This is a genomic window from Prevotella sp. S7-1-8, assembly GCF_000758925.1.
Lineage (GTDB): Bacteria > Bacteroidota > Bacteroidia > Bacteroidales > Bacteroidaceae > Prevotella.
In genome coordinates, this window is the sequence record NZ_JRNC01000003.1 from 1 (window position 1) to 14,851 (window position 14,851).

The 14,851-nt window shown below is 51.8% G+C and carries 10 protein-coding genes, 1 tRNA gene and 1 pseudogene; 6 read left to right on the forward strand and 6 right to left on the reverse strand.

Annotated features, from left to right (window positions below):
* Window positions 1-55: 55 nt before the first annotated feature.
* The 4 genes from HMPREF1640_RS00325 to HMPREF1640_RS00340 all read right to left on the reverse strand — a co-directional run bounded on the left by HMPREF1640_RS00325 (window position 56) and on the right by HMPREF1640_RS00340 (window position 2,310).
* Complete coding sequence (locus HMPREF1640_RS00325; protein WP_036891427.1) at window positions 56-649, reverse strand: LemA family protein; 594 nt, start codon at window positions 647-649, stop codon at window positions 56-58.
* 48 nt (window positions 650-697) lie between these two features.
* Window positions 698-1,510 carry a TPM domain-containing protein gene (locus tag HMPREF1640_RS00330; protein WP_036891428.1) on the reverse strand — a complete coding sequence of 271 codons (813 nt, stop codon included), beginning with the start codon at window positions 1,508-1,510 and terminating at the stop codon, window positions 698-700.
* A gap of 47 nt (window positions 1,511-1,557) precedes the next feature.
* The gene (locus HMPREF1640_RS00335; protein WP_036891429.1) at window positions 1,558-1,791 is read right to left on the reverse strand and encodes a transglycosylase; all 234 of its coding nucleotides are present in this window, start codon (window positions 1,789-1,791) and stop codon (window positions 1,558-1,560) included.
* Between the two features lie 120 nt (window positions 1,792-1,911).
* Window positions 1,912-2,310, reverse strand: coding sequence for an START-like domain-containing protein (locus HMPREF1640_RS00340; protein WP_036891430.1), 399 nt, complete (start codon window positions 2,308-2,310; stop codon window positions 1,912-1,914).
* A gap of 205 nt (window positions 2,311-2,515) precedes the next feature.
* Between HMPREF1640_RS00340 and HMPREF1640_RS00345 the strand changes: the two genes are divergently transcribed.
* Window positions 2,516-2,589: transfer RNA gene (locus HMPREF1640_RS00345), tRNA-Met, on the forward strand.
* 1,157 nt (window positions 2,590-3,746) lie between these two features.
* On the opposite strand, the pseudogene HMPREF1640_RS00350 reads toward HMPREF1640_RS00345, so the two are convergent.
* Window positions 3,747-4,412 (reverse strand): annotated as a pseudogene (locus HMPREF1640_RS00350) (IS5 family transposase); the annotation flags it as partial.
* 118 nt (window positions 4,413-4,530) lie between these two features.
* Between HMPREF1640_RS00350 and HMPREF1640_RS00355 the strand changes: the two are divergent.
* Together HMPREF1640_RS00355 and HMPREF1640_RS00360 are read left to right on the forward strand one after the other, a co-directional pair.
* Entirely contained in the window at window positions 4,531-8,895 is a 4,365-nt protein-coding gene (locus tag HMPREF1640_RS00355; protein WP_036891431.1) for a CusA/CzcA family heavy metal efflux RND transporter, read from the forward strand.
* A 90-nt stretch (window positions 8,896-8,985) separates the two neighbouring features.
* Window positions 8,986-10,206, forward strand: a complete 1,221-nt coding sequence (locus HMPREF1640_RS00360) for an efflux RND transporter periplasmic adaptor subunit (RefSeq protein WP_036891432.1) — start codon at window positions 8,986-8,988, stop codon at window positions 10,204-10,206.
* 24 nt (window positions 10,207-10,230) lie between these two features.
* On the opposite strand, the gene HMPREF1640_RS00365 is transcribed toward HMPREF1640_RS00360, so the two are convergent.
* Window positions 10,231-11,766, reverse strand: coding sequence for a YihY/virulence factor BrkB family protein (locus HMPREF1640_RS00365; protein ID WP_231565805.1), 1,536 nt, complete (start codon window positions 11,764-11,766; stop codon window positions 10,231-10,233).
* 156 nt (window positions 11,767-11,922) lie between these two features.
* On the opposite strand from HMPREF1640_RS00365, the gene HMPREF1640_RS00370 reads away from it, so the two are divergent.
* The 3 genes from HMPREF1640_RS00370 (at window position 11,923) to HMPREF1640_RS00380 (ending at window position 14,801) form a co-directional block, all read left to right on the forward strand.
* A complete protein-coding gene (locus tag HMPREF1640_RS00370) occupies window positions 11,923-12,894 on the forward strand; it encodes a DNA adenine methylase (RefSeq protein WP_036891433.1) in 972 nt (323 codons plus the stop codon).
* Window positions 12,887-13,714 carry a type II restriction endonuclease gene (locus HMPREF1640_RS00375; RefSeq protein ID WP_036891476.1) on the forward strand — a complete coding sequence of 276 codons (828 nt, stop codon included), beginning with the start codon at window positions 12,887-12,889 and terminating at the stop codon, window positions 13,712-13,714. Before HMPREF1640_RS00370 ends, HMPREF1640_RS00375 begins: the two co-directional genes overlap by 8 nt.
* 217 nt (window positions 13,715-13,931) lie before the next feature.
* The gene (locus tag HMPREF1640_RS00380) at window positions 13,932-14,801 is read left to right on the forward strand and encodes a site-specific DNA-methyltransferase (RefSeq protein ID WP_036891434.1); all 870 of its coding nucleotides are present in this window, start codon (window positions 13,932-13,934) and stop codon (window positions 14,799-14,801) included.
* Window positions 14,802-14,851 lie beyond the last annotated feature (50 nt).

The window sequence follows — 14,851 nt, forward strand, 5'->3', positions numbered from 1 at the left end:
GGACACCAATATAAGTTTTTACAACGAAAAATCCGCTTGTCGCCAACCGCTTCATTCAATCAAAATTAAGTTGTGGCGCCTTTTCAGCGCCCGCCGAAGCCTCAAATTTGCTCATGCGATTGAAACCAAAAACGGCGGCGAACATGTTGTTGGGAAAATGCCTAACGCTCTGGTTGTAATCTTGAACCACCTCGTTATATTGTTGGCGCGCCTCGTTAATCCTATTCTCGGTGCCTTCAAGTTGGATTTGTAAGCTTTTGAAATTTTCATTCGCTTTTAATTCTGGGTAGCGCTCCGCCACTACCATCAGTTTGCCCAAAGCCTGCGACAAGTTTCCTTGTGCGTTTTGAAACCTTTGCAGTGCCTCGGGCGTGAGATTATCAGCGTCCAGTTTTGTTTGCGACACCGATGCCCGCGCCCGCGTCACGGCCTCAAAGGTTTCGCGCTCGTGCTTGGCATACGCTTGGACAGTTTTAGCCAAATTTGGAATTAAGTCAGCGCGACGCTGGTAGGTAGCCTGCACATTAGCCAGCGCGGTGGTGGCAGCCTCCTGTTTGTTTACCAATCCGTTGTAAGAGCTACAAGCCCCGAAACATAGCAGGACAATAAGTACTACGAAGATAAGTGCTAAAGATTTTTTAGTTTTCATCTATATAACAATTTAAAAGTTTTCATATCACCAATGCCTTTTGTGCGTCTACCAGCCACCGCCAGCGCCACCGCCGCCGAAACTGCCGCCGCCAAAACTGCCGCCACTGGTGCCACCGCCCCAGCCTCCGCCACCGCCAAAGATAAAGGGTGGAAACCAATCGTCGTTGTCCTTTCGGCGATGACGCTTCTTTCGGGCCGATGGTTTTATTATACCCATCTTCTCAAGGATGCCGCAAATTATCAGTAGCACGGGCCGACCAAAAAATATCAAAAGCAGGAACATGATGACCAACCAGTCTTTCAAACTCGTCCCCTCGGACAGGTCCGCCCGCTCAATGCCAGCGCTCCCGGTTGCAAACTTGTTAAACATGGCCTTGGATGTCTCAAGCACCGCAAGGTCTATGTCGCCCACTTTCATATTCTTGACGATGCAAGCCCTGGCTATGTCATCACACTCAACATCCGTCAAATCGGCCTCAAGGCCTTTCCCGGGCGCGATGAAATACCTGCGATCGTTAACGGCTATGACGATTACCAAGCCACGCCGCTCCTTGCTTGTACCCACGCCGTATTGGTTTCCCAAATCTTCGGCCAACCGGAAACAATCTTGGTTCTTCACATTGCCCACCACGACAAAAACCGTTTGGACGCCACATTCCAGATGCAACCTCTTGAGATAGAAGTCTGAAGAATCGCGCGAGGCCGGCGTCAAGATATTCTCTGGGTCGCATACGTATCTGTCATGGTCTTGGAGATGAACCATGGGGATATTATCAGCAGACCAAATCTTTGCGTCAGCCGCAATGGCTGCCAACGCAAAAAAAAGCGCGAGGATGCTTTGCCCTATTTTGTTTGTCATCAAGAACGTCCTTTCAGAGTGCCACAATCATAAAACGGTTAGACATGTCACCTCTTGAGCTTGGCACACAACCACAAAATGATGACGGCGCCTACCACGGACGTGCCTATTTGGCCTGTCACGCCATGCCACTCGACGCCAATCCAGCCAAGCGCGTTGCCGCCCACAAAGCCTCCAGCGAGCCCCAAAAGCAAATTCACCAGACACCCTTGCCTCTCGCGCCCCATAATCAGGCACGCCACCGCGCCCGCCACGATACCTACGACAACAGTCCAAATCATAACCGTCTTTTTTACATATGGCAAAGATACATCATTTTTTGTTAACAATGCCAAAGGTTCTTCCATTTATTACAAGCGGGGCGGCTCTGAAACGAACTGTCTCGCCCTTTCGCCGATGGGTCAAACGCCCATCTTATATTGCAGGCGGTCAAGATCATGGTTCCACATGTATGTCACGCTTTCCTCATCGTCCGGCTCCGCGTAATCTGTTACGCGCAGCGCCAGCTCATCAGCGACATCCGGCGCCACCAAGGCTATTTCGGTGTAGGCCGAAGGGGCGTCCTCGTCCTCCCAACGGAACCTCAGCGATTGGTTTTTCACCTTTCTCAAGACAGTGGCGCGCCTGGTCTCGTATTCCTGCCCAGGTTTTCCCCATGTAAAAATGAGCTCCTCGCCCTCCTGCCTCACCTCTTCCGCTATCCATCGCGAAAGGCCCGCGGGGGTGGATATAAGTTCCCAGATTATAGATTTAGAGCGTGAGCGAAGAGTGCGCTCAATGGTAATCTTGTTTTTTTCCATTCAATGTTTTTTTTCATGGCGTTCGCCTTTAGAACAAAGCTTTTGCCTTTAGGTATAAGGATAGAATGATTGCTATTGTACATTCTCAATGTGCGCAAATATAGTTATTTTATGACAAACGACGATAAAAACACCGGAAAAATTTGGAAATGAGAAAATAATGTAATAACTTTGCACACGCTTTTCAGAAACAAAGAGAACTGATGGCGGGATAGCTCAGCTGGTTAGAGCGTCGGATTCATAATCCGGAGGTCGTGGGTTCGGGTCCCACCCCCGCTACATTTATTATTAAGGAGTTACATTAACGTAACTCCTTTTTTGTTTTCATTGGTGAACTTTTGGTGTCATGGACAGGGTTGCAAAAAGAAAGAGCAGAGAAAGTGATGGAAGATGCAGAATACTGGCGGTACTACAGGCATAACAATCCTAACACCTCCGATAGACTAATGAGGGAGTACAAACAGATTAGGATTAGATGATTAATATTCCTACCTCCATGGTTCTTTACAAGGACTTGTTGTCACTTTTTATCCTGTGATTAAACTACCTATAACGCATCATATTTGGGTAAGAGAATAACTACTTTTTTAGTTAATTACATAATATATAAGCATAACTAATAGCGCATAACTAATAGCGTAGGAATAGTTATTGAAGCTAATGCTTTGAAAAATGGTTTGCCTGAAAAATATAAATAGTCGACCCTCAAAAAGGCGACATCGCATTTTTGAAGGTCGACTAGTTAATAATTAAAGGAAGATTTAAATGTCTATTTTTTCATAAAGATAATTCGTTTTAAAGTTAAAATCATCGTAATTAATAAAAAAACAATGATAATGGGTAAAGTATAGAGTAAAGATTCTATGAAATCTAATTTTAGAAAGTATAAGAAAAAGGACATAAATCCATATGATATACAAAAGCCTATGATAAAGCAGTAGTTAAATGAAATGGGTTCTTTTAAAAGTTTTACTTCTTGATTGCAATGGTTACACCGAATACTATAATTAGTACCGTGTAAAAAGTAATGAGAACATCTGCTTATAGAGATATTCTTGTGGCAATATGGACATTCTCTGTTTCCCATCATTTCTGTAATAGATAGAGATTTTCTTATGCTGCAATAATAAGAAATTATATTTAAAGAAACAGCTATTAGGTATTAATTTTTGAATAAATCTTGTAGTTTTCCTCTCAAGGTACCAATAATGTAGCCTTTGGGGTTATTTTTCATCCTTGTTTTTTCTTTGAGTTCAGCAAGAATTCCGAGGATATTAGGGAGTTTTTGACACTCTTGGAACCTTCTAAAAGCAGAGTTATGTTAGGAAATTTATTGAAATATAAAAGTTTTGTCTATAACTACATAAAGCCATTACAAGAGCTTATAGCCTTTTATTTTGTTATATCCATCAAACAAAGTGAAGATACCCACTTGCAGCTTTATTCAAGATACGTTTGAGGGTTCCTTTGTTCTCCGTCGAATTATATCCTTTATCGGCATAGACAAGTGCTTTCCGTGGCAATTTAGCTTTCTTCAGGGGTGTTTCTAAGTGTTTAATATCACTTTCATTGGCTGCTGTCGTTTCCTCGGCAAGCACCATTCCGTTTTCATCCGTTACCGTGTGACGCTTGTAACCGAAGTGGAGCTTTCCCATCTTCTTTACCCAACGAGCTTCTGTATCTACGTTAGGCTTGACAACTTCTTTGAGCATCGCTTTCTCCGAAGCCTCTATGTTCTCACCCTCTTTTCTATCCTCAACGACTTCATAGCTCTTACGTCCACGGGGGCGACGGGGAGTATTCGTAATGCTGGCATCAACAATGGCACCACGCTTTACAATGATACCTTTAGCTTCTAATTGCCTGTTGAACTCATCAAGGAGCATATCGTATAAATCTGCCTCAACTAAGATATTGCGGAAACGACATACAGTAGTACTATCAGGAACAATATCTTCCATGCCAAGACCTGCAAAGCGACTAAAAGACAGGCGGTCGTTAACCTGATCTTCAACTTCTCCGTCGCTCCATAAGGTACAAAAATATTTGATATGGGAAAAGAAAGTAAAGAGTTTTGCAGAGGTCTCAAAATATTGGCGCATCAAGCGCGGCGAGATAACGCGTAGGGCGCGGGCAGGTCAAAAAAAAATGGGCCGCGCCACATGTTTGCAACCCGATTGCACTGGAAAAGGCGTAATTTTGCATTCAAAAAAACAAGACATGCTCGACAAAATCATCTCATTCAGCATACGCAACAAGCTCCTCGTGGCGATCATGACCGTCGCCTTGGTGGCGTGGGGCGTGTGGAGCGCGCTGCGGCTTCCCATAGACGCGGTGCCCGATATCACCGACAACCAAGTGCAAATCATCACGTCGTCGCCCACGCTGGCCACCCAAGAGGTGGAGCAACTGATCACGGCGCCCATAGAGCAGGCCATAGCCACGCTGCCCGGACTGCAGCACACGCGCAGCATTTCGCGATTCGGGCTGTCCGTGGTCACGGCGGTTTTCGACGAGGACGTGGACGTGTACTTCGCGCGGCAGCTCGTGAGCGAGCGGCTCAAGGAGGCCGAGGAGAAAATACCGCAGGGACTGGGCACGCCCGAGATGGCTCCCGTGAGCACCGGCTTGGGCGAGGTGTACCAATACATCATACACCCCAAGCCCGGCAGCGAGCGCAAATACTCGTCCAAAGACCTGCGCGAGATGCAAGACTGGATAGTGGCGCGGCAGCTCTACGGCACGCCCGGCGTGGCCGAGGTGAACAGCTTCGGCGGAGAGCTGAAGCAATACGAGGTGGCCGTAGACCCCAACAGGCTGCGCGCCATGGGCGTGTCCATCACCGACATATTCGACGCCCTGCGGCGTAACAACGAGAACACGGGCGGCGCCTACATAGACAAGGGGCCCAACGCATACTTCATACGTGGCATAGGGCGCGCGCGATCGCTGGACGACATACGCCGCATACGCGTGAGAAGCGAGCAAGGCACGCCCGTGACCATCAACGACGTGGCCGACGTGCGCATAGGCCACGCCGTGCGATACGGAGCGCTCACCTACAATGGTGAGGTGGATGCCGTGGGCGGTATCGTGATGATGCTCAAGGGCCAGAACAGCAACGAGGTGGTGAAACGAGTCAAGGCCAAGCTGCCCACCATCCAACGGTCGCTGCCAGACGATGTGACCATAGAGCCATACCTCGACCGCTCGGACCTTGTGGGGCGAGCCATCAACACCGTCGAGAGCAACCTCGTGGAGGGCGCGCTTATCGTCATTTTCGTGCTAACGCTCTTTCTGGGCAACATCAGGGGTGGCCTCATCGTGGCGTCGGCCATACCGCTGTCCCTGCTTTTCGCCCTCGGCATGATGAATCTCTTCGGGGTGAGCGCCAACCTGATGAGCCTCGGGGCCATAGACTTCGGTATTATCGTGGACGGCTCCGTGATTGTCGTGGAAGCCACCATGTGCCATCTCGCCGCCACCGCCGCCGGGACGAGACTCACACGCAGGCAGATGGACCAAGAGGTGTTCAGGTCTGCCTCGTCGATGTTGCGCGGGGCCGTCTTCGGTGAGATTATCATCCTCATGGTCTACATTCCCATACTGACGCTCGTGGGCGTGGAGGGCAAAATGTTCCGACCCATGGCGCAAACCGTGAGCTTCGCCATCATTGGCGCGCTCGTGCTCAGCATGACGTACATACCCATGATGAGCGCGGCCTTCCTGCCAAGGGCACACAAGCCCGGACGCACGCTCGCGGACCGCTTGATGGACCGGCTGGCTCGATTCCACCAACCACTTCTCGCGCGAGCCATACGGCTCAGGCTGTGGGTGATAGGCGCGGCCGTGGCACTCCTGGCCATGGCGCTGTTCACGTTCGCCCGCATGGGCGGCGAGTTCATTCCACAGTTGCAAGAGGGCGACTACGCCTTCCACTGCATACTGCCCCAAGGAGCGTCGCTGAAACAGAGCATGGAGACCAGCATGCAGGCCGAGCGCGTCATCCGGTCATTTGATGAGGTACGGATGGTAGTGGGCAAGACGGGATCCGCCGAGGTGCCCACCGACCCCATGCCACCCGAGGCCACCGACCTGATGATCATACTCAAGCCGCGCGACCAATGGAAGAGCGGTCGCACGTACGATGAGCTGGCCAACGACATAGAGAAACGACTGGAGGACATCCCGGGCGTGTTTTTCGAGAAAAACCAGCCCATACAGATGCGATTCAATGAGCTTATGACGGGCGTAAGGCAAGACGTGGCCGTCAAGATATTCGGCGAGAACCCGGACACGCTGGCCGAGTACGCCAAGCGGGTGGCTCGCGCCATAAGGTCGGTGGACGGCGTCACGGAGCCACAGGTGGAGCAAACCGTGGGCCTGCCACAAATAAACGTGACCTACGACCACGCCCGAATGGCCAACTACGGCATAGATATCAGCGACGCCAACGACGTGCTGTCCATGGCCTTCGCGGGGAAGAGCGCGGGCGTGGTGTTCGAGAACGAGCGACGGTTCGACTTGGTGGCCCGCCTCGACAGCGCGCACCGCGGCAGCATAGACGACGTGGCAGGCATGGTGCTGCCCACGCCGGTGGGGCTGGTGCCACTGTCGCAAGTGGCCGACGTGGCCTATCGCATGGGGCCGGCGCAAGTGAGCCGCGAGAATGGGAGCCGACGTGTCGTGGTGGGCTTCAACGTGAGCGGACGCGACGTGAGCCGCGTCGTGCGCGACATACAAGCCCGGCTGGACCAACAGGTGAAATTGCCATCAGGCTATTACTTCACCTACGGCGGACAGTTTGAGAACATGCGGGCGGCCAACGAGCGGCTCGCCGTGGCCGTGCCGCTGGCGCTGGTCATCATCTTCGTGCTGTTGTACATTGCCTTCAGGTCAGCCAAGCAGGCCACCATCATCTTCACGGCCATACCTATGGCGGCCATCGGCGGCGTGGCGGCCCTCGCGCTGTGCGGCATGCCGTTCAGCATAAGCGCGGGTGTGGGCTTCATCGCGCTCTTCGGGGTGGCCGTGCTCAACGGCGTGGTGCTCATCGGCACGTTCAACCAGATGAGGGCCGAGGGCATATCCAACCCACTTAGGCAAATCATGGAGGGTACCAAGACACGCCTGAGACCTGTGCTCATGACAGCCACGGTGGCCAGTCTCGGATTCCTGCCCATGGCCTTGAGCCAAGGGGCGGGAGCGGAGGTGCAACGACCGTTGGCCACGGTGGTGATAGGAGGGCTGGTCTCGTCAACCCTGCTCACGCTGTTCGTGCTGCCACTGCTATACCTCGCGGTCTACGCCAAGCGCCGAGCGTGGGTGGTGAGAACGCCCGGACGGACGGCGCTCGTGGTCATGGCGCTCGTAGCCACGGCAGTCCCGGCCATGGCACAAAACTCCACTCGGGCCTACACCATAGGCGAACTCACGGAGATGGCCATCAAGAACAACGGCACCGCGCGTGCCGCAAGACTGCGAACCGAGGCCGCGAGACTGGCCGAGGCTACCGCGGCCGACATGCCCAAGATGGACATTGGGGCGCAATATGGGCAGTATAGCAGCGTCAACAAGGATTACAGCGTGTCCGCGACGCAAAGCATACCGTTCCCCACCGTGTTCGCGGCCAGACGAAAGTTGTACCAAGCACAGACACAAGCCAAGCGCACGCAGGAACGGCTCGAGACCGTGGAGCTGAGACGAGGCACGCGAACGGCCTTTTGCCAGGCCTTGTACCTGCGACAAAGAAAAATTCAACTGGAACGCTTGGACAGCTTGTACGCCGACTTCGAGCGCGTGGCGAGACTGCGATTCGGCGCCGGAGACACCAAGCGAGCGGACATAGACGCGGCACGCACCAAGCGGGGCGAGATGGCCTTGCGCGCCAAAGAGAACGATGACGATTACGCCGCCGCCATGGAGACGCTTCGAGCCATCGCCGGCATAGAGGGCCGTTTCGACATAGAGCGACAAGGTCGCTACCGCCCCATGACCGCGGCCGACCTTGACACCGACACCGCCAGCGCGCCGGGCCACCCCTACGTGGAGGTGTCAAGAAACGAGGCGAAGGTGGCCAAGCTGGGCATAGACTTGGAGAAAGCAAACGCCATGCCTGAGTTTACCGTGGGATACACCAACCAATCGTTGGCCGGAATGCAGACCATCGACGGCGTGGAACGGTACGTGGGAACCGGCAAGAGGTATCATTTCGTGAGCGTGGGCCTGGCCATATCGCTGCCAACGGGAGCCTCCAAAGCCCGAAGGAGAGCCTTGGAGAGAGAAAAAGAGGCGGAGGAGACAGAGGCACGGCAAAGGCAAAGACAGCTTGACGCCGACCTCGCGAACGCCAAGCGAAGGTACGCCACGGCCTTGGCAAAATACGCGTACTACACCAACGAGGCCATGCCCACGGCAGAGCGCGTGCTCAAGGCCGCAAAGGCGGGATACCAAGCTGGAGAGACAGGATACGTGGAGTACCTGTACGCCATACAGGCGGTCACCGACACAAGGATAGAACTGCTCGCGAGCGTCAAGGAGGTGGACGCGGCGCTCATAGACACGCTGGCCCTCATGGGCAAGTGACGGGCGCCGGGGCCGGCCGAGAGCAAGAAGCGGCGCGAGACGGACAAAAAAATCGCGCCGCGCCAAATATTTGAAATACCCAAAAAGACAATGAGAACATACACAAAGACCAAGTGGGGCCTGATGGCGGCGTTAGCCATAGGCCTGACCATGACGGCGTGCAAGGACAAGGCGCCGAGAGAGCGAAACGAGAGCGAGAGCGCCCACGAGACGGCGCCCAGCCACGAGGGGCATGGCACGGAGACCACACTCACCCCCGAGCAAATGAGCGCGGCTGGCGTGACGACAGGCAACATGGAGCGAAAAGAGCTGACGGCCACGCTCAAGGCCAACGGCCAACTCATGGTGCCCAACACCAACAAGGCCAGCGCCAGCACGCTGTACAGTGGCGTGGTGAAAAGCCTGCTGGTGCAGGTGGGCGACCACGTGAGCCGCGGGCAGGTGGTGGCCACGGTATCAAACCCCGAGTTCGTGGAGCGGCAAAAAGACCTCTTGGCCATCAAGGGCAAACTGGCAATGGCCGAGCAGGAGCTGAAAAGGCAAAAGACGCTGAGAGAAAGTGACGCCGGAACGGGCAGAAACCTGCAACAGGCCCTCGCCGAGCTGCGCGTGCTGCGCGCCGAGCGAGCGGCCTTGGAAAAACAGGTGAGGCTCATGGGCATAGCCTCTGCCGCGCTCACCAACGCCAATATGCGCACCACCCTCGTCGTGAGGGCGCCCATCAGTGGCACGGTGAGCAACGTGTACGCCACCGTGGGCAGCTACATAGACCCATCAAAACCGGTCATGGACATGGTAGACAACTCATCGCTGCATTTGGACCTGCAAGTCTTCGAGCGAGACCTGCCCAAGGTGAGGATAGGCCAGACAGTGCATTTCACCATCACGAACAACCCCGTCGACGAGTACGACGCCACGGTGTACAGTATAGGCTCGTCATTCTCGGGCCAGAGCAAGACAGTGGCGGTGCACTGCAGGGTGAAAGGTAACAAGCGGGGGCTGATAGACGGCATGAACGTGACGGGCATAGTGAGCCTCACGCGAGCCACGACGACGGCCGTGCCCACAACCGCCGTCGTGGAGGACAGTGGCCGCGACTACGTGTTCGTGGTCAAGGGGGCGGCAAGCACAAGCAGTGGCAAGCGTGGCGCAACCACCTTCAAGAAAGTGGAGGTGATACGAGGCACCACCGAGGCTGGCTACTGCGCCGTCACGCCCGTTGCCGACTTGCCAGCCAACGCGCGCATAGCCACGCGGGGGGCTTATTTCATCAACGCCAAATTGGTGAACGCCGGCGAACACGAACACTGACCCACGTGACTGGCTGGCGGAGGCTCAATCCCGCGCGCGCCAGTCGCGAACCTCCTCGGCCAGCCGCAACACTTTGACACCATTGAGCGCGTCGATATACTCAGAGAGCATGGCGTCGAGCTGTCGGCGCACCTCGCGCGATGGGCGCGAGTCGCTGTCGCGCCCTTCATCGTGGGTGCGACGGCCCAACAGCGCGCTGACGGCCACGCCCATGCCAAGGTCGGAGGCGTCGCGATTGAGGGTGTACACGTCAGTGCCATCGTCTCTGTGCGTGTGGGCCACAAGGCGAGCGTCGACGAGCGCGCGCAGGGCACGCGTCAACTGGGCGTAGCTGTAATGGGTGGCCGAGAGCAAATGGTCGGCGTCGCAAGGCCCATAGCCAAGCCGCTGCCGATGGCACAGGTGGCTCAGCACCATGGAGGCCTTGCCCAAACGCTCCAAAAAGCTGTCCTCGCGGCTTTCCACGAGATACCCGTCGGTGAGCTCTTGGTTGGCCCGGCCAAGCTCGGCGAAACCGATGCAGATAAACCATGACACCTGCATCCACAGCATGAGCAGCGGCAAGGCGGCCAAAGACCCATAGACAAGGTTGTAGCTCGCGAACACCACTTGGAAATGGATGTAGACCGCTTGCAGCCCGATAACGCTCAAGCCGGCCAACAACGCGGGAAACCACACCATGGAGGGGCGCACCTTGGTGTTGGGCACGAAGGTGTAAAACAAGGTGAAAAACAGCGTAAGCACGGCCAAGGGCACCACGAAACCGATGACGCCGCGAAACAGCGGCGTGAGCAATTGGAAGTCGGGCAGACGGCCAAGCACGCTATAAAAAAACACGCTCAGGCCCGAGAACAAGATGATGACCAACGGCACGAGAAAGATGATAGACACATAGTCAAACGCCGCCTTGCCCCACGATCGCTCTTTCTTGACCGCCCAGATGCCGTTGAAGACACTCTCCACATTGTTGAACAGCGAGATGACGCTATAGAGCATGAACACCAAGCTCACGCCGATAACCACGCCTTGGTGGGTGTACTTGATGTACTGGCCCACCAATCGGATGATGGCGTCGGCCACGTATGGCTGGCTGGCGAACACGCGGCGCACCCACTCGGAGATGTAATCCTCGAAGCCGAAGCCGCGCCCCACGGCGAAAATCACGGCGAACACGGGCACGATAGCCATCATGGTGTTAAAGGTGAGCTGGGCCGCGTAGCCCCAATGGTTCTCCACGAACAGCCCCTTGAACACCATGTAGAGCCGTTGGGCCATGTACACCCAAGGATCTTGCCGAAACGACACGGTGCCCCTCTCCCAAATGCCTCGCTTGAAAAAAAAGATTATCCGGTTTGCGGACAGCGCCGGCGCGCCTCGGGAAACCCGCCCGCGCGCGTCGGTGCCCTTATTATCTGTCACTTGGTCTGCTTGTGGAGCTTGCTTGCCTGTCATAGCGTCAATGTCTTTAGTGGTGGTATTCTCTTCGTGGGCGAATACCTTTCGCCCCGCGCGCCATCGCGGCCGCTTGGCAAATGTATCATCTTTTTCGCTTTTACGCAAGAATATCAAGGTGAAAAATGCCTCTCGCCGTCTTTTCGCGGCGAGAGGAATGTCGCGGCGCGACGAAAAAACACACGCCAAACGCCACCGTTCTCAATGTTTTGGCGTATCTTTGCGGAAAGGACGAAATGAACAAGACAATTGGCAAAACAGAATATGAGTATTAAAGCAAAACCATTCATCAAATGGGTTGGCGGCAAAGGCCAGCTGATCGAACAATTGAAAACAAAACTCCCAGCCGACTTTGATAATTGGGAGGACGCAACCTATATTGAACCTTTTGTAGGCGGTGGAGCAATGCTTTTTTACATGCTACAACATTATCCCAATATCAAGCGAGCTGTCATAAACGACATCAATACAGATTTAACAGATTGCTATAAAACCGTAAGGGACGACGTGGAGCGCCTTATAAAATCTTTGAACGACATTCAAACGCAATATTTCGCATTGACAAATATAGACGCCAAACGCGAAATGTTCTTGAAAGTGCGTGAACGATACAACGAAAAAAAACTTGACCCAATAGAAAACACAACGAAGTTTTTTTTCCTGAACCGTACTTGTTTCAATGGATTGTACCGTGTAAACAAGAAAGGCCTGTTTAATGTGCCATACGGAAAATACAAACAACCGTTAATATGTGACGAGGAAACGCTCCGCGCAGACAGCGAATTGTTGAAACGAGTGGATATATTAAGCGGCGACTTTGAGCGGACTCTCGATTATGCACAAGGCAAGACTCTGTTCTACTTCGACCCACCGTATCGTCCACTTAGTGGCACGTCATGTTTCAACGATTACACCAAAGAATCGTTTAATGACACATCCCAAATAAGATTAAAAGAATTCTGCGACACCGTGGTTGCCGAGGGATACGACTTTATGCTGAGCAATTCTGATAGCAAAGGCAAAAACGAACAAGGTAATTTCTTTCAAACCTTATATGCCGATTACCATATAGAAAGAGTTATGGCATCACGCAATGTCAACGCGAACGCCGACAAAAGGGGGAAGATCACCGAACTTTTAATTCATAATTACGCGAAAACGGCAAGTAGTCTGAATAATAATAAAAAAGAACTTGTCATTTTCCATAATGCCAGCGAGCAACAAGCTTATGCTTAAAGATTTTGATATTTTTATTTCTCAGCTTAAAGAGACCAACCAAACATTAGACTTCTTCTGTGATTTTGAAAAAATTTCACGACATGTAAACGATATCAAGCTGAGCCTTTGCATGTTAAACAGTCTAATAGGAGCCATTGATTTACGAAAAAGCGTGGAAACTATTTGGCTAAGGGATCAATCCGCCTTCTCGGTTATGCCCATCCTCATTGCCGCAAGAAATTACAAGAACAAAAAGATATTAGACTCCGAAAGTAATTGCGTGGATATGGACGGTCTATTTTACTCAGTAGACTCTATCATGTCATTCCTTACAGGAACAGGACTGGGCGAGATTTTGCAAAAACGGGAAATAACCAATCTCGTTGACTATGTATTTGGTATTGAGACTGGCTTGGACACCAACGCGCGAAAAAACAGAAGTGGACACATCATGGAAAGAACTGTCTCCAATATATTCACAAACGCAAATATCACATTCAGGCGCGAAGTTTATTCAAGCGAATGGCCTGCCATCACACATGCATTAGGAGATGACCAGAAACGCTTTGACTTTGTAGTGGAGACACCATTCACGACATATTTGATAGAAGTCAACTTCTATAGCGGCGGTGGATCAAAACTTAATGAAGTGGCGCGCTCATATTCAGACATAGCGCCCAAGATAGATGCCATCGACGGATTTGAGTTTGTATGGATAACCGACGGCATTGGTTGGTGGGCCGCTAAAAATAAATTGCAAGAAGCGTATAATATTATTCCAAACGTCTACAATTTGACATCCGTGGAACAATTCATTAAAACCATCAAGAATAATTAAGGTGGAGCCAACATCCTTGCCGGTCAATTTATGAGGCCAAGTTTGGATTGGACTACGGGTATAGAACAGCAGAAAAATGTAAAAAAGATGACTATCATAAATTTTACAACGATAAACAGGTAGCGTATATACTTAACGGACTTTCCCGCCGCGCTGTTTCTTTAATTCAAAGAAAACAAAACATCACATAAACCAAAAAAAACATATTCTACCGAAAATGATATCATCTTATTATAAATCCAAGAACAACGATTTCCTTTTAGCTCACGGCAACTGCCTCAAGATCCTCGAAGAGTTTGACTTCAAGTTTGACATGATATTCGCAGACCCTCCTTATTTCCTGTCAAATGGCGGCATGTCATTGCAAAGTGGAAAGGTAGTCTGCGTGGACAAGGGAGACTGGGACAAAGGAAAAACACAAGAAGAAATAATGGCCTTTAACATGGAATGGTTGAAGTTGTGTCGTGACAAATTGAAAGACGGCGGCACAATATGGATAAGTGGCACCTATCATAATATTTTTTCCGTGGCAAACTGTCTCACGGCGCTTGGCTATAAAATCCTGAATGTCATAACATGGCAGAAAACAAATCCACCCGCAAACATATCTTGCCGCTTTTTCACATATTCCACAGAGTTCATCATTTGGGCCCGGAAGTTCAAGAAGATACCACATGTGTTTAATTATAACACCATGAAAGCCTTGAACAACGGTAAGCAAATGACAGATGTTTGGCGTATACCTGCCATTGGCCGGTGGGAAAAAACATGCGGCAAGCACCCGACACAGAAACCTTTGAGACTTTTGACACGGATCATCCTCGCTTCGACCAATCATACAGATTGGATATTAGACCCTTTTTGTGGCAGCTCAACAACTGGAATTGCCGCAAATTTGTGCGGACGAAGATATGCTGGCATTGAACTAAAAGCTGAATATTGCGCACTAAGCCAAAATAGGAGGGAGGAAATAGAGAATACTGACGGACGCATGTATCTGCAAAACCACATAGAGGATTTAAACATATATGACCATGAAAATACAGTTAATGAAAACATGGATTATTATGGTACACCACCATTTTAAAAAAATTGCCCATTATTAATTATAGTTGACATACCACCTACTAATCATAA